The organism is Bacillus sp. FJAT-28004 (assembly GCF_001280845.1).
Classification (GTDB): domain Bacteria; phylum Bacillota; class Bacilli; order Paenibacillales; family Paenibacillaceae; genus Pristimantibacillus.
In genome coordinates, this window is sequence record NZ_LGHP01000001.1 from 570,543 (window position 1) to 591,589 (window position 21,047).

Sequence of the window (21,047 nt, forward strand, 5' to 3'; positions counted from 1 at the left end):
CTACTGTCCGTTATTGATCTTTGTGAAAAACGTGCTAATGGCGTAATAGGCCGCGCCGCGGACGGCAGACTGCTCCTTAAGCTCAGCGAACAAGATCCGCATACGCTCGCGATGATAGGAGAGTGTCCGCTGATCGACGGCAGCTTGTACGGCAGGTTCAAGCCACTCGGCTGCACGGCTCATGCGATTGCCAATAATGACAACGTCAGGATTAAATACGTTGACGATATTGGCAATTCCTGCGCCCAAATAATCGCCAATGGAGCGTATATGCGCGATAACACGCTCATCGCCGGCAGCTGCTGCAAGCAGCAACTCCTCTAAGTTCTCAAAGCCTAACGATGCAGTGCTCTCAAGCAAAGCATTCTCCGAAGCATATAGCTCCCAGCATCCCCGATTGCCGCAGCTGCAAGCTTTGCCATCATACTCAATCGAGAGATGACCCAGCTCACCTGAGAAACCAGACGCGCCTTTATATAACTCTTTGTTCAATATAATGCCTGTACCGATACCGATGCCGACGCTGACATAAATTTGGTTAGCAATGCCTCGTCCTGCCCCGTATTTCTGCTCTCCCTGTGCGCCCGCATTCGCTTCATTGTCTATAGTAACCGGCAGATTAAAGCGCTCTTCGAGCAGCCTTTGCAGCTCAACCTGGCGCCATTTCAAATTTGGTGCAAAAAGGATCGTGCCGTTATCATCAACGATACCTGGCACGCCGACACCGATTCCGACAATTCCATATGAGCTCTCTGGCGCATCATTAATAAGCAGCTCAATACATGCAATTAACTGCTCGATCACATGATCAACAGCCTGCTGCTTCAAACTGCGCTGCTGCTCAGCAATCACATTGCCCTCCAAGTCTACCAGTAGGCCGCGAATATAGTTGACGCCGAGATCGATACCGATAGCATAACCAGCCGTTCCGTTAAAGAGCAGCATGACGGGTTTGCGCCCGCCGCTGGATTGTCCTGGACCATTCTCAACAACGAGATGGCTGTCGATCAAATCCTGAACAAGACTAGAAACGGTCGCCTTATTTAATCCGGTCAGCTCCGATATTTGAGCTCGCGAGAGCGGGGCATAACCTAGTACCGCTTCAAGCACGATTGCTGTATTTATTTTTTTGATGAGCGCTAAGTCACCTGTTGTTTTCATTTTCAAAAAAGATTGCCTCCGTCCAAATCACAATATTTATTATTGTATCACGAAAAGTCTAATCAATAGATTACTTAAGCGGTACACGACTATTTGGCTATTTCAGCAGAGAATGTATGACGTAACTATTTTAACACAAAAACTTAGTTTGTTTAATAGACAAACTAAGTTGTGGCATGTTATTCTTTATGTAAGCACTCTCAAAAATATCGAATTCCATGAAGGAGGATTTTGATTACGATGACTTATTTTAAAAATATTAACACGATCCAATTTGAAGGTAAGGGCTCAGACAATCCGCTTGCGTTCAAACATTACGATCCAAACCAAGTGATCATGGGAAAAACGATGGAAGAGCATCTGCGCTTCGCGGTTGCCTACTGGCATACATTTAATGCGAATGGTTCGGACCCATTCGGTTCAGCTACAATGGTACGCGGCTGGGATCAATATAACGGCCTTGACCGTTCGAAAGCACGCGTTGAAGCTAACTTTGAATTCATGACTAAATTGAATATTCCTTTCTTTGCTTTCCACGACGTGGACATTGCGCCTGAAGGAGAAACGTTGCAAGAAACGAACAAAAATCTTGATGTCATCGTAGCTCTATTGAAGGATAACATGAAATCCTCCGGTAAAAAGCTGCTTTGGAACACCGTTAACATGTTCACCAATCCACGTTTTGTTCATGGCGCAGGCACAACATGTAATGCCGATGTTTATGCATATGCTGGCGCGCAGCTCAAAAAAGGTCTTGAAGTGGGTAAAGAGCTTGGCGCGGAAAACTATGTTTTCTGGGGCGGCCGCGAAGGTTACGAAACACTTCTTAACACGGATATGGGCTTTGAGCTCGATAACCTAGCACGCTTGTATCATATGGCTATCGCTTACGCGAAGGAAATTGGCTTTGACGCTCAATTCCTAATTGAGCCGAAACCAAAAGAGCCAACGAAACATCAATATGACTATGATGCAGCAACAACGATCTCATTCCTGCAAAAATACGGCTTGAAGGATCATTTCAAGCTTAACCTTGAAGCTAACCATGCTACGCTTGCAGGACATACGTTCGAGCACGAAATTCGTACAGCAGCGATCAATGGCATGCTTGGTTCGCTTGATGCGAACCAAGGTGATCTGCTTCTTGGCTGGGATACAGATGAGTTCCCAACAGATCTCTACTCTACTACACTCACGATGTTCGAAGTATTGAAAGCTGGCGGTATCGGCCGCGGCGGCGTCAACTTCGATGCGAAGGTGCGCCGTGCATCATTCGAAACCGATGATCTGTTCCTGGCTCATATCGCCGGTATGGACAGCTTCGCTTGGGGTTTGAAAGCAGCAGCGAAATTGACAGAGGAGAAAATCCTCGACAATATCGTCGATAACCGTTACCGCAGCTTCAAAGAAGGCATCGGCGCGGATATCGTGTCTGGCAAAGCAACACTTGCATCGCTTGAGCAATATGCGCTGCAAAACAACCCGATCAAAAATGAGTCCGGACGTCAAGAACGCATCCGCCTGATCCTGAGTGAAGTTATTTTCAGCGTTTAAGTCGGGAGGAACTCTGTCAAATGAGCTATGTAATAGGAATTGATTTAGGAACGAGCGCCGTCAAAGTGCTGCTTGTTGACCGCGAAGGTGAGATAGCTGGGGAAGTATCCCGCAGCTACCCTCTGTTCCATGCTTTTTCCGGGTGGAGCGAGCAGCGGGCAGATGATTGGGTTGATGGAACAGTTGAGGCTTTGCGTGAGCTGACTTCAACAGCAGGCATCGATCCAAGTGTAATCGAAGGCATTAGTTTCTCCGGCCAAATGCACGGACTTGTGCTGCTTGACGGTGAAGGGAACCCTGTTCGCAACGCTATCTTGTGGAATGACACGCGTACAACTGGGCAATGCCGTGAAATCGAACGCACGCTAGGAGAAAAGCTGCTCAGCATTACTCGTAATCCGGCTTTGGAGGGCTTTACGCTCCCAAAAATTTTATGGGTTCGTGAGAACGAGCCTGAAGCCTTTGCGAAGGCAAAGCTGTTTCTTTTACCGAAGGATTATCTTCGCTATCGCTTAACAGGCGAGCTTCATATGGATTACTCTGATGCGGCAGGTACGCTTCTGCTTGATGTCGCTGGAAAGACGTGGAGTGATGAAGTGCTTGAAGCATTCGGAATCCCGGCTAGTTTCTATCCACCGCTCATTGAGTCCCATGGACTCGTAGGTACTTTACAGCCGCAGTTTGCTGAAAGCACGGGGCTGCCAATCACGACGAAGGTGTTCGCGGGTGGAGCAGACAACGCATGCGGAGCGATTGGCTCGGGCATTTTATCCGAAGGCTTGACGCTTTGCAGCATCGGTACTTCAGGCGTTATTCTCTCGTATGAGAATGACAAAACGAAGGATTTTGCGGGTAAGGTGCATTTCTTTAATCATGGCAAAGAGGATTCGTTCTACGTGATGGGCGTTACACTTGCTGCTGGCTACAGCCTAAGCTGGTTTAAGAAAACATTCGCTCCTGATGAATCCTTCGATCAATTGCTCCAAGGTGTAGGAGCAGTGAAGCCAGGAGCGGGCGGACTGGTATTCACGCCATATCTCGTTGGCGAACGTACGCCTCATGCGGATTCGCTCATACGTGCAAGCTTTATCGGCGTCGACGGATCACATGAGCGTATTCATTTTGCTCGCGCTGTTATGGAAGGAATTACCTTCTCACTTAATGAATCAGTTGATATGTTCAGACGTGCAGGCAAGACGGTTGATACGATCATATCGATCGGCGGCGGCGCACAAAACCCGGTTTGGCTGCAAATGCAGGCTGACATTTTTGATGCAAAGGTCGTATCGTTAGAGAACGAGCAAGGGCCTGGTTTAGGTGCTGCTATGCTTGCTGCGTATGGAGTAGGTTGGTTCGACAGCTTGGATTCCTGCGCCAGCAAATTTGTTAAACATGCGGATACGTATTCACCGCAGCCTGAAGCAGTTGCTGCATATGAAGGTGTTTTCAACGTTTACAAGCAGGTTTATGAGCAAACAAAAGGCTTGAATGAGGCGCTTGCTCCTTATCGCAGCTAATCGTATACAAAAGAAACGCGGAGCAGCTATTATCGTTTATAGCTGCTCCATATCATTTCGGGTCTAACTCCCAGCTCTCCGGCGATCAATTCAGCCGTTAGACGCTGGGGCTTTTTTATTTTCCCATTGCGAATTTTGGAAATGGTCGTAAGAGAGATAAGCGTAGACTGAGCGAGTGAGGTTACTGATATATTTTTGCTAAGCATAAGCATGCGAAGCTTATAAGAAGGGTCCTCATCTTGATTATTCATATGAAGGCTAGTTAATATGATAACAAAGTTTTTTAAGGTCCGATTGCCATTGTAAAACGGTTGAATAACGGCATCGGCGTTATAGCAGCGATCCCCGAACTTAAGATGGAAGTCTACGGATTCGGCTGTTCGGTTGTTTTTGGCATATTCTAATACACGCTTAATCTTATTTCGTTCATGGTCCGGAACAAGCTCAAATATAGATTTGTTCAAATACGAGGAGGATGGCTGTTGTACAGGCGCATAATAATGTTTAAAGCTCATAATGTTATAGCGCTCATTTACAACGGTTGAGATCATTATTTTATGGTGCAGAATATACTCGTCAATCCATTTGGCTTCACGTAAATCTTTGCAGATGATGACATAAACAGTGCGATCCTCGAGCTGCAGCTTGCGGCAGGACATCCGTACATCTGCGGGAGTCGATGACTTCGTGACAAGCTTGCATTCAAGCAGTGGCGAGAAGGCTTGTTCGTCAGCAAGTTGATGAACGGCTTCATCGAAGGAGAGACTTGTCTCGTGAGTCGAGATTATCGTAGATGGATCAAGAAGTATGAGATCTGATTTCTTAAATCCAGAAAAGTCAGCAAAAGCTTGATTGACATCGCGTATAGACCAACGGGATTCGTCCCATTCGACGATAAGCATAGGATCTGAAAGTAAATAAAATAATTGATTCATCGATGACATCCTCCTTATCAATTAGCCTAGCTGCACACTTATGTAATGAGTATGTCATAAAACATAACATAATAAAATAGTTATTTGTAATTATATATCGTCACGTCTTACAGTATTCTTTTTTACATGATTTTCTATGAATAGGGCATGTTAAACAAAACATCAGAAAGGATGATCACTTTTGTCTACAAATTCAGCCTTATTATTTGATTTTAACGATGCTCAGAGTGCAGCTCTTGCTTGCGAGACGCTGAGGGAGCTCGGATACGAGACCGTTCTTCATGAAGGAAGCCGCATGCATGTTCATTTAGAGGGAAGCGACCTTACATCTGCGTTAGAAATAGCACAATCACATGGCGGACAGCTTGTCGAGCAAGCTGATATCGACGCAGATGCAGTGACAGGCAGTGCTTATTCGCTTGATGCGATTGCCATTCCGGCACATCTTGTGAATGAGGATTGGGTTTCGTCCGATGAACAAGGTAACGATGCTGAGGGGCTGCACAATCGTGACGACGCTGCGGATTACAACGAGGAATTTCTTCCTGATCCCGGAACATATGATCATTTCTCAGGTGATGTGCGAATTTAGCAGATAATGAGGTACATAAATGCAGAAAAAAAGGCTGTCTCAACGTCTAAGGACGTTAAGACAGCCTTTTTATATAAGTTATCGAATCACAGCGTTTAGCCCTGCCGTATAGCCAGTCGAGAAAGCCGCAGTAATATTGTAGCCCCCTGTATAGCCATGAATATCTAAAATTTCTCCACAAAAAAACAGTCCGCTCATAAGTTTGGATTGCATCGTCTTTGGATCGATTTCCTTTAACTGAATGCCTCCGCCGGTTACGAATGCATCTTCAATGGATAAAGAGCCATACACTCTAATTGGAAAATGTTTGATCAGCTGAGATAGGGCTATCCAATCCTGCTTAGGAATATTGTCATAAGTAAGGCTATCCGGCAAACCTGCCTTCTGAAGCAGAATCGGTATCATTTTTTCAGGCAAATAGCCTTTAAGGACATTTTTAATCGTTTTTTTGGGTTCAAGTTCGGTTAGCCTCAGCGTTTCCTTATAGACCTCGTCTTTGCTCTTATCAGGCAAGAGGTCAATTGCGACTTCAATATTGCCGGTCTTAAATTGTTTTAGAGCCTTTACTACAAACTGACTGCAACGCAGCACGATAGGTCCTGAAATACCGAAATGCGTAAAAAGCATATCGCCATTATGCTGGATAATCTGTTTCCCTTTAGGATTCCAAACCGAAAGCGCTACGTCCCGCAGGGAAAGCCCTTGCAGCTCCTTGCTTACGATGAAAGGTTCATTCGACGTGAGCGGTACCTCGGTTGGGAAAAGCTCAGTTATCGAATGCCCAGCTTTCTCTGCCCATGCATAACCATCTCCAGTTGAGCCGGTCTGAGGCACTGATTTCCCGCCGGAAGCTACGATTACACTATTTGCTCGGAATGTTTCACCAGCTTTTGTACGTGCACCAGTGACCCTTCCGTTGTCATACATGATATGATCGACTGGAGCGTTCAATATGATCTTAACGCCTTGTTTACGTACTTGGTTCACAAGCGTATCTACTACAGTCTTAGCTCTATCCGATACAGGGAACATTCGTCCGTTATCTTCTTCCTTAAGTGCAATCCCGAGGTTCTCGAAAAAGGCGATAATATCCTTATTGTTGAAGTTAGAGAAGGTACTATGAAGAAATCGTCCATTTCCGGGAATATGCTTGATCAGCTCGTCCAACTCTTTATTATTCGTTACATTACAGCGGCCGCCGCCGGATATGCCGAGCTTGCGTCCTAATTTATCGCCTTTGTCGAGGAGAAGCACCTTAGCGCCATCCTTGCTTGCGGCAATGCTCGCCATTAGACCTGCGGAGCCGCCGCCAATTACAATTGCATCATATTGCATCGCTTTCCACCTGCTATATTATTAGTAGTACTATAATACCACAAAAGAAAGGCGGCGTTTGGATGCTGCGTGACGAATGGCAAATAACTGGTGCAGAAGGGTCGCAATTATTTTTAAGGGAATGGATGTCAGAATCACAAGAGACCAAAGCGGTCGTCTGTCTCGTTCATGGCATGGGGGAGCATGGCGACCGTTATGGGCATGTAGCTGCCCAGCTAACGGCTGCGGGATTTGTTCTTATCGCGCTGGACCAGCAAGGACACGGCCGCTCATCAGGCAAGCGAGGGCATCTTCATTCACTTGGCGCAGCTGTAAGCGATGCTGCACTTATGATAGAAGCGGCTGGCAAGCGGCATTCAGGCAGCCCGATCTTCTTATATGGGCATAGTATGGGTGGCAATGTGGCGCTAAATTGTGCGTTGCGACTTCATCCACCGATTCAAGGACTCATACTGACAAGTCCTTGGCTGCGGCTGGCATTCAAACCGCATCCTGCGGTGGAGTGGTTTGGTCGCAGACTGGCTTCCGTTATCCCGACGCTGCAGCAATCAACGGGCTTAAATCCTGCGGATTTATTTCGTCCAGGCTATGACCAGGCTGCTCCGATCGTGGAAGATCCGTTATGTCATACAAAAATAACACTCCATACCTTTTCGGAAATTACGGATGGCGGCGAATGGGCGATTGCTCATGCATCAAGCCTCCAGGTTCCTCTGCTGCTCATGCATGGTACCTCCGACCGAGTGACTTCCATGGATGCAAGTGCACTTTTAGCCGAAAGTCTCGGGGAACAATGTTATTTTAGACGCTGGGATGGTGGATATCATGAATTGCACAACGATGTGGAAGGAAAAGAGGCAGTTCAAGTGCTAATCCAGTGGCTGAAAGAGCAATTGTAAATACATTTATTTTATGTTTTAATCGGATTAATAGATTGTATATAAAGCTATGCTGCTTAGCTTAAAAAACATATTATGGTAAAGATTCAGAGTGTGGTAGGAGGATCGGACGTGTCGTCTGTGTTAAAGGAATTGCTCTTACAATTCATTGTTTCCTTATTGCCTGTTTTCGCCTTTCAGCTTTGGTATGATAAAGACCAAAGATGGAAGGGAATACCGATCTTTATGAGCGTATTTTGCGGTGGGTCTATGATGCTGTGTATGTTGACCGGCCCAAATTTAATGGGCTATGAAGTCGATTTTCGTCTAATTCCCTATGTGATAGGCTCGCTCTATGGAGGCCTGCCAACATTAGCAGTTTTAACGATCATCTATACTGCAGTGAGAATTCCGATGTTAGATAGCAGCTGGGAAATGATCAGTTTTATTATTTTGGTCGTTGCTTTTGTCCCGTTTATGCTGCTTTCAATCCCCTCTTTCAAGCGTTCCACGTTGCTAGGCAAAGAGCAGAAAGAACGGAAAGGCTTGCTGATCATTTCGATTTTGATCGTATACTACATTGCGTCCTTTACTGGTTTTATGTCATCTAATGGCATCTGGTGGTCAAATACGATGGTTTATGTGCAGTTGCTTTATATTTTTGCAGCATTAATGGCAACCTGGCTCTCTATTTTTATGATCGAGAATGTGAAGGAGAAACAGCAGCTTTATGAAGAAGTGAAACGAATGTCAGTTAATTATAGCAATGAAGTGGAGAAGCTCCAGCAATTTATAGACGAGACTTCATTTGGTGTAATCATCGTCGATCGTGAAGGCAAAATCACACATTTTAATGCGACGGCGAAGACGGTGCTCAGCCTTCATTCACTGTATACCGAAGATACGGAGCTGATTGGCACTTCGTTTCCGCTTATCTTTCAAGATGGACACGGTGATGCTTGTATAAATCTACTTTCTCTAGCGTTAGACGGAAAGAAGAACACACTCGTTCCCTACGTAAATGGCGATAAAACGCTGGTCTTGACGACTATTTCTTTACGCTCATCGTTTAATGATGAAAATGCAGGAGCAGCGCTTATCGCTCAGGATGTTACTGAGCTGCATCAGCTTCAGAGTGAGGTTGGACGTATGGAACGACTTAGCCTTGTTGGTCAAATGGCTGCGAGCATCACCCATGAAATACGCAATCCAATGGCGGTTATTCGCGGGTTTGTCCAGTTGATTCAGGAACGAAGTCCAAAAAATCAAGAGGAATACTTTAAGATTGTAATCGAAGAGCTAGACCGTGCAAATATGATCATTAGTGATTTTCTATCGCTTGCTCAGAATAGGGATCTAGCTATGGAGCTGATCTCATTGCATGACGTTGTGAATGAGCTCATACCGCTGCTTAGTGCCGATGCTAATTTGCGCGGACAATCGATTGAAGTGAGCCTTTGTGAGGATTTACCTTTAATCATGATGAATGATAGAGAAATTAAACAGCTTTTCCTTAATATTGCCCGTAACGGAATGGAAGCTATGGACAATAAGGGCTCGTTACATATCAGTACCCGCTATTATGGCAATAAGATTGAGCTGCGGATTGCCGATCAGGGTGTCGGTATACCTCCTGAACAGATGCAGCATTTGTTCGAGCCTTTTTTCTCCACAAAGACACAAGGCACAGGGCTAGGTCTTCCTTTATGCTTAAGCATCGCTGAGCGTCATAATGGCCGAATTGACGTGGAATCAAAGGAAGGTGAAGGTACAGCATTTATTGTTACTTTCGACGTGCCGATGGAACTCGCGGGTTAAATAAAGGAGCATATCGTGGTGGAAATACGTAAGTTGTTGGCTGACGAACAGCCTCCTATGGAACTGCTGCTGTTAGCAGATCCTTCAGTTAAGCTTGTTAGAGAATACATAAAACGCGGGGAATGTTTTGTAGGTGTTGTTAACAATGAAATCATTGCTGTATTTGTACTCTTGCCTACAAGGCCAGAGACCGTCGAGATCGTAAATGTCGCAGTGGTTGAGTCAAAGCAAGGCCAAGGGATTGGGAAGCAAATGGTGCTTTATGCGATATCCTATGCAAAACTCCTTGGCTACAAAACAATTGAAATCGGAACTGGCAATTCAGGAGTCAGCCAGCTTGCATTGTATCAGAAATGTGGCTTTCGTATGACGAGTATTGACCGAGACTTCTTTATTAGACATTATGCGGAAGCTATTTATGAAAACGGGATACAGGTCATTGACATGGTTCGTCTATCTCAGGATTTATAAGGAAAGCGCTAGCTGAGCATACTACCTCTGAAAGATAACCGGCTATTGCGGTTATATGTTATGACGGGAGGAGGTGCTCACAATGACACAGCATAATGAGGAAAAAGGTCGTTCGGCTGAGCAAGCGAAACAGGCTGCAAACAATGCGGCAGCTGACAGAAAGTCACCCGAATCTGCTGGTTTTGACAAAAAGCTTGATGGACCTAACCGTCCTTCAACCTAGTGCGGAGGTGATCATATGTACGATCATGAACAGAAGCACGAAGACATGTCGCATAAAGATGATCCCGCATTAGATCCTTATGAAATCGAATTTCTGCCACAGTATCGCGAAGGACGGGGAAGCCGTGCGCCGTTTGTGAATTCACACGGCATTGTCATAGGCGATCATGAATATGAGTCTCCAGATTCACCGTTGTCGCAGTGGAGCGTGGATACCGATCCAGCCGTCATGGCTGGCGACGAATGGGTGCATCCGTTCAAGGATATAGGTTTTCTAACGGCAGAGAATCGGGATATTTTTGAGGAAGGCCTTCCGCCACAGGGAGGCATATTTACTCATCCTGACAAAAATGCGGCATATGGTTTGGACAAACCGAAAGATTCTCCTGTTTAAACCGAAAAAGAACAGCCGGAGTGAATGCGCTCCGGTTGCTTTATTTTGACTACGGAAGGTATAATAGTAGCTAAAATAAAGTAATTAAAGGAGTGTGTTTCGATGTCGATGTCATTCGAGCGATACATGTTAGATATGGTGCAGCCTATGAGAGACGATCTTACTCGCATTGGTATTCAGGAGCTTCGCACACCTGAGGAAGTTGAAGAAAAATTGCCAAACGCAAAAGGTACGGCGCTTGTTGTTATCAATTCCGTTTGCGGCTGTGCAGCAGGCCAATGCCGTCCAGGCGTAGCTGATGCGCTTCAACACGATATTACTCCTGATCATTTGTATACCGTATTTGCAGGGCAAGATAAAGAAGCAACTGCAAAAGCTCGTGAATATTTTGCTCCATATCCGCCATCTTCCCCTTCAATCGCTTTGATGAAGGATGGAGAGCTAGTACACTTTATCGAGCGCCACCAGATCGAGAATCGTTCCGCAGCGGACATTGCAGCTGATTTGACGGACGCTTTCGATCGGTTTTGCCGCTAATTAGGACGGTAGATATGAGTTTACAACAGCAAATCATTGAAAGACTTGGCGTTAAGCCGCAAATCGATCCAGAGCAGGAAATTCGCAAACGGGTTGATTTCCTGAAGCAATATGTAACGCAATCGGGAACAACGGGCTTGCTTATTGCGATTAGCGGTGGAATTGACAGCGCGGTAGCAGCGGGTCTTTGCAAGCTGGCAACAGATGAGCTTAGCTCGGAAACGGGTCGCGAGTATATGACACTTGGTGTGTTTCAGCCTTATGGCGAGCAATCCGACATTGCCGATAGCTATGCAGTGGCGGAAGCATTCCAGCTGAAGCATCGCGCTGAGACGAATATCGAAGAAGCCGTGGATGAAATCGCGATTGAGGTAGAGCATAGCTTTAAGTCATTAGGCATTCCGCGTCATTTAAGCCGTGGAGGCAAAGGCAATGTGAAAGCAAGAACGCGGATGGTTATGCAATACGCGCTTGCATTCGACCTTAATTTGCTAGTAGTTGGAACAGATCATGCATCTGAGGCCATTACGGGTTTTTACACGAAATGGGGCGACGGAGCGGTCGATGTTACTCCGCTTAGTACGCTTAACAAACGGCAGGTTCGTGAGCTGGCCTCTCATATTGGGGTACCGCAAAGCGTGCTCGACAAAGCGCCTACGGCAGGCCTATGGGACGGACAAACCGACGAAGGCGAGCTAGGCATCACTTACGGTGATAACAGCGACTACCTCGAAGGTAAGAAAATTAGCGACGAGGCTCGCGAGAAGCTAGAAAAACAATATTTGAAAACCGAGCATAAGCGCTCCCCGATTCCGGGTATATAAATCGCTGCTTTGGTTTCATGCGTTAAGAAGACTGTTCCTTGAACCGAGAAATCGGCAGGGGGCAGTTTTTTTTTTGCAATCGAGCAGGTTTAGAAACGTGAAGTGTGCAACAATACGGGGAGGAAAAATGAAAGAGGGAGAGAATATACTAGTTGTGGAAGGAGCTGTAAGCTATGAAAAATACGAAGTTAATCCTTGTTGAGGGATTGCCCGGTTCAGGAAAAACGAGTACGGCTCGTTATGTGAAACAATTATTGGATGAACAAAATATCGCTAATCGCTTGTTTTTGGAGGGCGATTTGGATCACCCAGCGGATTATGATTCCACGGCTTATTTTACAGAAGCGCAATTTAAGCAATTGCTGCAAAAATATACGGAACAACAGCAGCTAATCAAACAATATTCAGAAGCAAAAAAGGACGGATTTGTTGTTTATTACGGGAAGCTGCTGATGGAAACGGATTCGATCAATAGAGAAGATTTCGCAGCCTATGATGTATATAACATTTCTTTGGCGCAGCATCAACAACTCATCTTAGAAAAGTGGAGCGATTTTGCGAAACAAGCAATTAACGGAGATGAAGTGTACATATTGGAATGCTGCTTTTTGCAAAATCCTTTAACAATCATGCTCGCACGAGAAAATTGTTCTGAGCCTGACATATCTGCCTACATTCATGAGTTGAATCGCTTGATTCAGCCGTTAAATCCTGTAGTGTGCTATTTGCATCAAGATGACTTCAGAAATGCATTCCCTTCTATTATTGCTGAGAGGTCAACGGACTGGCTAGACTTTATTACTTGGTATTACACGGAGCAAGGCTACGGTAAAAGTAAAGAGCTAAAGGGAGTAGAGGGTCTTCTTGAAGTGCTTGAACTGCGAAAGACATATGAATTTGCGATACTAGAGGATTTGCCGATCGATAAAATAATGTTGGGTAGAAGCAGCCAAGATTGGAATAAGATCCACAGCCAAATTTATTCAGATATGCAAAGCCGGTTAAGTAGGTGAGTACCTATTGAAAGAGAGAATACCATACGTTATAGCAGTGGTCATATCCATGGTGCTTGGCTACAGCTCTAGAAGGTATGCTGATTCACTGCCAGCGTTCGTTGCAGAGCATTTTGGCGATGCGCTGTGGGCAAGCATGATTTATTTTGGTTTTCGTGCTATAGGGGTGAATAAGAACTTGTTTTGGGCTGGAGGTATAAGCGTCATCTTTTGTTTCGGCATTGAGTTTAGTCAGCTCTATCAAGTGGATTGGATGAATGAGATTCGCAGCACATTTGTTGGTGCCTTAGTGCTCGGGAGCGGTTTTTTGACCGTAGATTTAATCAGGTACAGTGTGGGCATTATGATTGCTTTGATCGTTGATAGGTATTTTATCCAAAAGACATAAGAAAACCCTTCCACCAAAAAAATGGCGGAAGGGTTTTTGCATTACTTGATTTTTTATTGCTATTATTCGATTTGACAGACTACTGTCCAGCTCTTATCAGAAGGCCGCAGCACATATTTAAATAGTTTTCCGCCAGATTTCTCAATAGCAACCAAAATGCCATTTTGAACGGGTAAAATGTGATGAATTTCTCCACCTGGTACAAGAGCTGTTGCAAGTGGGGTTAAGATTGGAATGAGAGATTCCTCAAGCCAACATCTTTCTTGATACCACTGAGGAATCGGAATAGCAGCAGGATAACCTTGAATAGGCGCTTCAAGCTCGAGAGCCAAGCTTCGAGGATCAGCTGAAAGTTTACGTCCGGCACCTATCGCTGCTACGAACCGCAAGCACAGTTCAATGGTATGGAGGATCTCATCATAGCTGACAGAACCATTGGCGTACCGAATTTCCACCGTACCCATATCAAACCAAGCTGCTAAGTTTATTCCACAACGATGGGATTGGGGGCGCCCGCGATGGAGAACAGCATCAGCACCTTTGTTTGTCATAAAGTTTTCTCGCATCTCAGGCGTAACCGGCGGGCAAAACAGCAATCGATGCTCACTAGTATTGAGTAATGCTTGGATGGCTTGTTGATATTCCAGTGCAGCGTCTACAAGCGGGAGGACAGCGTCTTCTCCCCATGGTTCCAGTCCAATATGAACATGAAGCCCACAGCTCCAATTAACCGTTGCTCCTTGTTCTTGCAGGCGGGTTAGCGTGGTCTGAATTTGTTCTCGATCTGCCCATAAGATCGGTGGCGGCTTAAGCTCGCTTCCTGACTCCGTTCCGCTCTCATCTATCTGTCGTTCATCCAAAGACATAACCCAGCCAGGCAATAGCTCCAAGCTTTCCGGGCTTCCACCTATAAACTCAATTTCAACGCCGAAGCGCAGGTCTTTCCAATCCACTAATTTTGGCCACATGGTCATCTTCCTCTCATTTCTTATAAGCTGGGTTCATTAATGAGAGGATACGAGGTGGACCTCGGGATTAACGAGGGATTTTTTTTCTGAACATAAAAAGACCTCCTGATCCGAAAAAGTTATTATGATTAGCGATAGAAAATAACGAAAAGGTTTCTCTTATTAAAGATATTATATATGATTAGAAGAAAAAAGGTAAATTGAGGAGATCCGTATAATGAGTTTTACAGCTAATCAAAAAGAGATCATTCAAAAAATTGCGATAGCAGCGCATCGCCAGCCTATTTTAAGCAGCGGTCTATGGTTTCATCATGATTTACGCGATAATTTTTATTATGCTTCCTACTTGTTCGCAGCAGCAGTTGATCAATCAGAGCCGCTGCCCTTCGAGCGGGAATCTGCTAAACAAACGGCAGTAACTGTTCTTTTGGAGGTGCTCGCTCTTCAAGATCAGGATGCTCAGAGCGTTACCTATGGTCATTGGCCGCTGTGGCTGGAGCTGGTTCCTAAGGACTCAAAACCAAATACGCTGCCCGTGGAGCTGATGGGGAGCTTGATGGCATTTTTTGCGGGCCGGTATAGGACGTATTTTGACGAAAAGCTAATACAGGCATTTGATGCAGCTCTTATACATATTTATCGAAGCGGCTTCTACCATCAAAAAAATGTATTTGGTCATCATGATGCTAAATATACAGCTGCAAAGCTGATTTTCGGACAAATGTTTGATGATGCTGAGCTGCTGGAGGATGGGCGAAACAATCTTCAGCTCACATTAGCCCATATTCGTAAGCATGGCATGTCCGAGTACAGCAGTATGCCTTGGTTCTGGCATTGGGTGCAGGCATTCACATGCGCATGGCATGAGATAAGTGACGCAGCAATTAAGCGAGAGCTGGCCGACATGCTGGATTTTCTCTGGAACGAGCGAGCGGTGTTTTACTTGAAAGGGGCTTGGGTAGGCGCTCATTGCCGCGGTCAGAAGCATGACATTCCGCTTGATAGCAACGTTTTGCATGATTATGTGCAATTCGGTGATTTCGAGCTTCCAGAGCAAATGCCTCGGACGGAGTATGCGGGATTTTTATATTACGAGGCGCCTGAAACAGCTCGTCGTACAGCGCTTAATCGCAATGAGCCCACTGAGGTGAATAAGGTGATCACGAAGCTAACGGATGGGGGAGTAAGCACGCTTCACAGCTATGCTTACATTACATCGGATTTTGCATCAGGCGGGATGTGGGAGCGTTTCAAGGAGTTTGACAATGAGCAGCATCGCTGGGACATTTCATTGCCACTCGGACAGCAAAGCGGCGTAAATCAACTCTATTTCTTCCATCCGGCAGAGTCGAACGCAGTGGATGATTTGAGGCATCAAACCGAGCACACGGAAGTCCTCTATTACAAAAATACGATAATGGCCCTATATCCTATTCCCACGGGCATAGACAATACTATTGTAGGGGTATTGCCTTGTATAGAGTGGCAGCAAGAGCCGGGGATGCTGCTTGGCCAGACAGGCCATGTCTATTTGGCACTCTACCTAATGCAGCCCTATGAACTGGATCGTCGTTCCGACCGCCATATCGTGACAAGCGAAGGCTCGGAAAACGGCGTAATTGTCGAAGCAATCAGTTACAGCGATGCGCTTAAGAGGGGCATAAGCAGCTATGCGGAGTTTGTGGAAGAGGCAAAGCGGAATATGCCAACTTGGTCAACAGACAAAAAGCTTAGTGTCCGTTATGTGAGCCAGGATAAGAGCGTGCTTGAACTAAATGTTGATAGACAAGGTAAAAGCGAAAAATGGATTAATGGGCTATCAATTGATTTTACGGAATATAAGATTTGAAAAATTATTTTTGAGTATATTATCGTGCCTGGCGGAAGGAAAGCTGCACTGACTAAAGCCGTAACGCAATGTATTCACATATCGTTCACCACTATATAGCTCTAATGAGTCATGTGATACTACTCCCCCATTGTTACAATTTGGACAGTTAATCCAAACCGATGGGGGTATTTTTTATGAAGTTTAAGAAAAAAATCGCGGGAGCAGCGCTGGCTGCCATGTTGACACTAGGAGCGGCGGCTCCAGTGTTCGCGCATGACGGATGGTCGCAGACAAGTGCTCCAATCATAGCACAGGGCCAAGTATCCTATGTTGAGCTTATGTACGGCAATCACTCCAACGAGCACAAAAGCTATCGGCTAGAAGGTCAGTGGGGCAGTACTTCGAAAGTATATGTGACTACGCCAGCAGGGCTGAAATCAGATATTACGGGTACTCGTTTCTACACTGGCGAGCCGGCTACGGAAACAACGCCAGCACTAAATAATTATTTCGTAGCGTCTTTTAAATCAAATGTTCCAGGCGCGTATATTATTTCTACAGAAGCAGATAGCGTGTACAAGGGCGCAGATGCTGCAAGCCGTACCTTGCGCAGTGCTAAATCTTTCGTAGCGATTAGTGACATTCCTGTTGTTGAGCGGGTCAAAGCACTTACAGGTTTCGCTAAACAAGTAAGCCCGGATAGAGCTGAGCTCATTCCGATGTTCAACCCTGCTGCAACAACGCAAGGTGAAAAGGTGTCGATTCAACTGCTTCTAAAAGGCAAGCCGCTTGCTAACACATCCGTTGATATTATTCGCCGCAGCAATTCTGAAGCCGTGGAGCTGAAGACGGATGAAAAGGGCTTGGTTTCATTTACGACAGACGCTGCTGATTATTACTTAGTACGTGCAAAACCAAGCACATCGGAAGCCAAGGAAGGCGAGTACAGCACAACCAATTATGAGGCGACTATGACGTTTACCGTTCAAAATAAATCTGTGAAACTTCCAGGCAGCACACTGTCCGCTAAACCCCATATTTACGTAAATGGAAACGTAGTTGCCGTAAGCAGTCTGACGGTTTCGAATGGAACAACAAAGGTCGATGCAGCGTTCATTAAGCAATATGTAGACAAAGCTTATAAAGGCACAGGTGCAGTAACACTCCGTTCCGCAGCAGAAGCAACTGGTGCTTTTGTTGAATATTTTCCGGCAGTAGGCGGTAATCAAGCAGCTATCGCTATTTACACGAAATAAGGATTGCAGATGAAAAAGATACGATTGATTTTTGCGATATTCATGATGTGGGCATGCTTGCCGAGCTTCGTCTCGGCGCATGCCTATATTGCGCAATCGACACCCTACGAGGACGCGGAGCTGGCGGAAGCTCCATCAGCCATTCGAATTAAATTTACAGAAAAAGTGGATACGAAACTAAGCAATATTTCACTAAAAAACATCGATAGCAGCATTGCTATTGCAGGTAAGCTAAGCAATGACGACGATCTAACGCTAATCTATACGATTCCTAAGCTGGATAAGGGCATTTATGAAGTAAGCTGGCAGGTATTATCGCTGGATTCGCATATAACAGACGGTTCCTTTCAATTTGCGGTAGGTGTGAAGCTTGAGGCGGTTAAACCGGATGATACAGTATCACTGGACGGTGCTGCTGCTGGGAATGTAGGGAACAACTCCGGAACGGGGACAAAAGTGACGGAAAAGCCATTACAATCCGAGAGACCCGTGGCGACGGATAAGCCCAAGTATACAAACAAGCCGATTATAACGCCCAAGCCAACTGCTTCGCCTAAGCCGACTGCAGAGTCGATAGCGATCAGTGAGGGCACCATTGCGACTCCGACTCCGACTCCTACTCCTACTGACCCGAGCAGTGGAGATAAGACAGTGGATACGGAAGAAACGACTACCGATAATGTTGTTGCTGCTGCGGATGATCAGTATTCTACCCCGCAGGTAGAACAGGACGCAGTTAGCAAGCATAGCGGCCATGGCAACCAAAGCGGGGACAGCAATGCAAAAACGAGTGAGCATGATCACGCGAAAGGCCAGGGTATTATGGTGCTGCTGCGCGTGCTCGATATTTTGACTGGAGTTATTCTCACGGGAATATTATTTTTCAGGTATGTCATCTGGAGAGACGATGCAAATGAGGCACCCTTTGGTTTCTCAATCCGAGCAGAGAGATTAGTGATGGGCGCAGCAACGCTTATTTGGGTAATATCCGGATTAATCCGCTTGTCGATGCTTGCAGAGCAATTCGGCGGCGTATCCATCTATGCATTAGCTAACGGAACAATGGTTGGGAAGATAGGGACGCTTAGAGCTGCGCTTGCATTAATCACGCTGCTTCTTGCTTTTGCTCCTATTCGGGAGCGGCGATGGGCGAATGTTATCAAGTTTGCTTTAGCAGCGGTATTGATTGTGACCTTCCCGCTTACAGGCCATGCGAATGCTGCTTTAACGGATGTGGCGCTTGGAATTATGACCCATGCCGTCCATATGTCTGCCGCCGCAATATGGTTTGGCGGTCTTGCAGGCTTGCTGTCATTAACTTTCCATAGGAATGCTGTGGAGCGCTTGAATCAAGCGGCTGTGCGCTTCGCAAGCTGGGCGCTGCCAAGCATGATTCTTATTTTGATCAGCGGGATATGGCTTTCAGCGGCTAGACTCTCAGCATGGGGGCAATTGCTATCCACAGCGTATGGCAAGCTAATTCTCGCTAAAACCTTCCTTATGCTGCTAGTGGTTGTCATTGGAGCACTTCATAAGCTCGTATTCATGCCGAAAATCGCGAAGGCGAGCGCTTCAAGAGGCATGCTGGTCGGTATTCGAATCGAAGTGCTGCTTGCAGTTGCTTTATTCGTGCTGGCAGGCTGGTTGTCTACAACATCGCCACCGGAAGCACGCGTGGAATCGAAGCTGTCTGAACCGATTTATTGGCATGTGATGGGTGAGCAAGCGCATATGAGTTTACGTGTTTCGGAGAATGAACAGACGAATGATCAGGTTGTTCGCCTTGATGTGTGGCTGCCTGAAGAGCAGGGAGCACCCTTATCAGCAGATGCGGCTGTTACGCTGGACTCGAATCAAACGGAAGCCGAGACTCAGCAAGGCAGCAAAATAGTCATTCCACTGGAATTGCAGCCTCAGGTTGTTGAACCATTTGAATTTCCAGGCTTTACGAAATATACGTATCGCTCATCAGGTGAATTTATCGATGATAAGAAAAATGGCTTAATTACTATAGATGTAAAAGACGAGAAAGGAAACAACTTCCATTATGAACGAGTGATAGGCGATTCGTTAACGGAATAGTTCTATTCGTCCAAATAAGAGCAAAGAACCGTCAATGCTTGACTTCGTTTCATGCTTCTGCTAATCTCACCATCAGGGAAAAGGCGGGTGTTAGCATGATCATCGGCATCGGACATGATTTATCAGATATTACAAGAATCGCGAAAATATTGGACGGCCGCACAAGCAGAAGGTTTTTGGAGCGGGTGTTATCTGCCGGGGAACGAGAGCTGGCTGCGGCGTACACTGGCGAGCGGCTTTATCAATTTACGGCTGGGCGCTTCGCTGCGAAGGAAGCCGTTGTGAAAGCTTTTGGCTGCGGGATTGGAAATGTGATCGGATTCACAGACATCGAAATTTTGCGAGGAAGCTGCGGTAAGCCTGAGTGCTCCTTAACTGTGGCAGCGTGGAATCGCTTAGGACTTCACCCTGAAGCTGTCCGAATTCATGTCACGATTACACATGAGCGGAAGCTGGCTTCTGCGTTTGCCGTTGCGGAACGGATATCGGAGTAACCTTTTGACTATACTTGGAATGTAATATACCAAGTTAGCTAGTCGAGAGGGGATGCCGACAATGGAGGAGCAGCGGCTTCAAAAAAAGAAGCGCCGGTTTAAAACCGGGCAATGGGTTGAGTTCGACGGATTGTATTCGGACGATTGGGGCGGAGACTTAGTGCTGGTACAGGGTGATCTTTTTCCGATGCATCCCCAAATGGGTGAAACACATTGGACGTACGCTGGCCAAGCGGCACTTCATTTCATGAGTTCTCCAAAAATAAACGGTCATCATATCGGCTATTAAATGATAATGAACAAGAAAAAAGGATGCCTGAGCAGCATAATCTGCTCAAGCATCCTTTTTTGTTGCTAGGTGACTGTTTATTTTTTGCTTGCTAACCAATCTGAAAGTCCAGCAATTTCTTCAGCAGTCAAGCGCTCTTTGAAGGCAGGCATCGAACCTTCACCCTGCTCAATCTGTTTCGTAATATCTGACGCGCTCATGCGTTCTCCAACTTTTTGGAGATTCGTTGCTGGGCCAACTCTGCCTTGAAGCCCTGTTCCGTGACAGCTGACGCAATTGGCCTTATAAACTGAAATCACTTCCTCTGGCCCATCAAGTGCATTGCTTTTGTCAGTCGCGCTATTTCCCTTTCCTCCGCAGGCTGCCAAAGAAAATAGCAGTGTCACAGAGAAGAGGCATGTCATTACAATAGAGAAGTTACATTTTCTATTCATAAATAGCATCCCTTTCGTGAATTCTTTATTATGGAAGAGTATACTTATATAGGG

At 45.9% G+C, this 21,047-nt stretch carries 22 protein-coding genes; 17 read left to right on the top strand and 5 right to left on the bottom strand.

Translation table 11 applies throughout. From position 1 onward, the window contains the following. Positions 1-1,161, bottom strand: coding sequence for an ROK family transcriptional regulator (locus AC787_RS02300; protein ID WP_054026849.1), 1,161 nt, complete (start codon positions 1,159-1,161; stop codon positions 1-3). A gap of 240 nt (positions 1,162-1,401) precedes the next feature. On the opposite strand from AC787_RS02300, the gene xylA reads away from it, so the two are divergent. Then, a complete protein-coding gene (gene xylA, locus AC787_RS02305) occupies positions 1,402-2,715 on the top strand; it encodes a xylose isomerase (protein ID WP_054023318.1) in 1,314 nt (437 codons plus the stop codon). Between the two features lie 20 nt (positions 2,716-2,735). Then, entirely contained in the window at positions 2,736-4,232 is a 1,497-nt protein-coding gene (gene xylB / locus AC787_RS02310; RefSeq protein WP_054023319.1) for a xylulokinase, read from the top strand. Between the two features lie 29 nt (positions 4,233-4,261). Here xylB and AC787_RS02315 read toward each other — a convergent pair whose 3' ends face one another. After that, positions 4,262-5,167: a helix-turn-helix domain-containing protein gene (locus tag AC787_RS02315; RefSeq protein ID WP_054023320.1), complete on the bottom strand. Its 906-nt coding sequence runs from the start codon at positions 5,165-5,167 to the stop codon at positions 4,262-4,264. 181 nt (positions 5,168-5,348) lie between these two features. Between AC787_RS02315 and AC787_RS02320 the strand changes: the two genes are divergently transcribed. Beyond that, positions 5,349-5,759, top strand: coding sequence for a hypothetical protein (locus AC787_RS02320; protein ID WP_054023321.1), 411 nt, complete (start codon positions 5,349-5,351; stop codon positions 5,757-5,759). 78 nt (positions 5,760-5,837) lie between these two features. Here AC787_RS02320 and AC787_RS02325 read toward each other — a convergent pair whose 3' ends face one another. Continuing rightward, positions 5,838-7,094 carry an NAD(P)/FAD-dependent oxidoreductase gene (locus tag AC787_RS02325; protein WP_054023322.1) on the bottom strand — a complete coding sequence of 419 codons (1,257 nt, stop codon included), beginning with the start codon at positions 7,092-7,094 and terminating at the stop codon, positions 5,838-5,840. A 62-nt stretch (positions 7,095-7,156) separates the two neighbouring features. Between AC787_RS02325 and AC787_RS02330 the strand changes: the two genes are divergently transcribed. From AC787_RS02330 to AC787_RS02365, 9 genes are all read left to right on the top strand, one after another. Continuing rightward, entirely contained in the window at positions 7,157-7,993 is an 837-nt protein-coding gene (locus AC787_RS02330) for an alpha/beta hydrolase (RefSeq protein WP_054023323.1), read from the top strand. Between the two features lie 111 nt (positions 7,994-8,104). Then, positions 8,105-9,790 carry an ATP-binding protein gene (locus AC787_RS02335; protein WP_054023324.1) on the top strand — a complete coding sequence of 562 codons (1,686 nt, stop codon included), beginning with the start codon at positions 8,105-8,107 and terminating at the stop codon, positions 9,788-9,790. Between the two features lie 18 nt (positions 9,791-9,808). Further along, positions 9,809-10,261 (top strand): GNAT family N-acetyltransferase, encoded by a 453-nt coding sequence (locus AC787_RS02340; RefSeq protein ID WP_054023325.1) that lies wholly within the window; start codon positions 9,809-9,811, stop codon positions 10,259-10,261. A gap of 82 nt (positions 10,262-10,343) precedes the next feature. Beyond that, positions 10,344-10,484, top strand: a complete 141-nt coding sequence (locus tag AC787_RS34420; protein WP_162839303.1) for a hypothetical protein — start codon at positions 10,344-10,346, stop codon at positions 10,482-10,484. A 15-nt stretch (positions 10,485-10,499) separates the two neighbouring features. Continuing rightward, complete coding sequence (locus AC787_RS02345; protein ID WP_054023326.1) at positions 10,500-10,877, top strand: DUF3905 domain-containing protein; 378 nt, start codon at positions 10,500-10,502, stop codon at positions 10,875-10,877. A 102-nt stretch (positions 10,878-10,979) separates the two neighbouring features. Then, positions 10,980-11,414: a BrxA/BrxB family bacilliredoxin gene (locus tag AC787_RS02350; RefSeq protein ID WP_054023327.1), complete on the top strand. Its 435-nt coding sequence runs from the start codon at positions 10,980-10,982 to the stop codon at positions 11,412-11,414. A gap of 14 nt (positions 11,415-11,428) precedes the next feature. Next, the gene (nadE, locus tag AC787_RS02355) at positions 11,429-12,238 is read left to right on the top strand and encodes an ammonia-dependent NAD(+) synthetase (RefSeq protein WP_054023328.1); all 810 of its coding nucleotides are present in this window, start codon (positions 11,429-11,431) and stop codon (positions 12,236-12,238) included. Between the two features lie 173 nt (positions 12,239-12,411). Beyond that, positions 12,412-13,251 carry a hypothetical protein gene (locus tag AC787_RS02360; protein WP_054023329.1) on the top strand — a complete coding sequence of 280 codons (840 nt, stop codon included), beginning with the start codon at positions 12,412-12,414 and terminating at the stop codon, positions 13,249-13,251. A 7-nt stretch (positions 13,252-13,258) separates the two neighbouring features. Further along, positions 13,259-13,639 (top strand): DUF2809 domain-containing protein, encoded by a 381-nt coding sequence (locus AC787_RS02365; RefSeq protein WP_054023330.1) that lies wholly within the window; start codon positions 13,259-13,261, stop codon positions 13,637-13,639. A 62-nt stretch (positions 13,640-13,701) separates the two neighbouring features. On the opposite strand, the gene AC787_RS02370 is transcribed toward AC787_RS02365, so the two are convergent. Next, on the bottom strand, positions 13,702-14,607 hold the full coding sequence (locus tag AC787_RS02370; RefSeq protein WP_054023331.1) for an amidoligase family protein: 906 nt from the start codon (positions 14,605-14,607) through the stop codon (positions 13,702-13,704). 217 nt (positions 14,608-14,824) lie between these two features. Here AC787_RS02370 and AC787_RS02375 point away from each other — a divergent pair, with 217 nt between their 5' ends. The 5 genes from AC787_RS02375 to AC787_RS02395 all read left to right on the top strand — a co-directional run bounded on the left by AC787_RS02375 (position 14,825) and on the right by AC787_RS02395 (position 20,559). Further along, a complete protein-coding gene (locus AC787_RS02375; protein ID WP_054023332.1) occupies positions 14,825-16,456 on the top strand; it encodes a hypothetical protein in 1,632 nt (543 codons plus the stop codon). A gap of 176 nt (positions 16,457-16,632) precedes the next feature. Continuing rightward, the gene (locus AC787_RS02380; RefSeq protein WP_054023333.1) at positions 16,633-17,694 is read left to right on the top strand and encodes a DUF4198 domain-containing protein; all 1,062 of its coding nucleotides are present in this window, start codon (positions 16,633-16,635) and stop codon (positions 17,692-17,694) included. Positions 17,695-17,703: 9 nt separating this feature from the next. Then, a complete protein-coding gene (locus tag AC787_RS02385; protein WP_054023334.1) occupies positions 17,704-19,776 on the top strand; it encodes a copper resistance CopC/CopD family protein in 2,073 nt (690 codons plus the stop codon). Positions 19,777-19,871: 95 nt separating this feature from the next. Then, positions 19,872-20,270: a holo-ACP synthase gene (acpS, locus tag AC787_RS02390; RefSeq protein ID WP_054023335.1), complete on the top strand. Its 399-nt coding sequence runs from the start codon at positions 19,872-19,874 to the stop codon at positions 20,268-20,270. 61 nt (positions 20,271-20,331) lie between these two features. Beyond that, positions 20,332-20,559: a hypothetical protein gene (locus AC787_RS02395; protein WP_054023336.1), complete on the top strand. Its 228-nt coding sequence runs from the start codon at positions 20,332-20,334 to the stop codon at positions 20,557-20,559. Between the two features lie 77 nt (positions 20,560-20,636). Here AC787_RS02395 and AC787_RS02400 read toward each other — a convergent pair whose 3' ends face one another. Next, on the bottom strand, positions 20,637-20,993 hold the full coding sequence (locus tag AC787_RS02400) for a c-type cytochrome (RefSeq protein ID WP_235560882.1): 357 nt from the start codon (positions 20,991-20,993) through the stop codon (positions 20,637-20,639). Positions 20,994-21,047 lie beyond the last annotated feature (54 nt).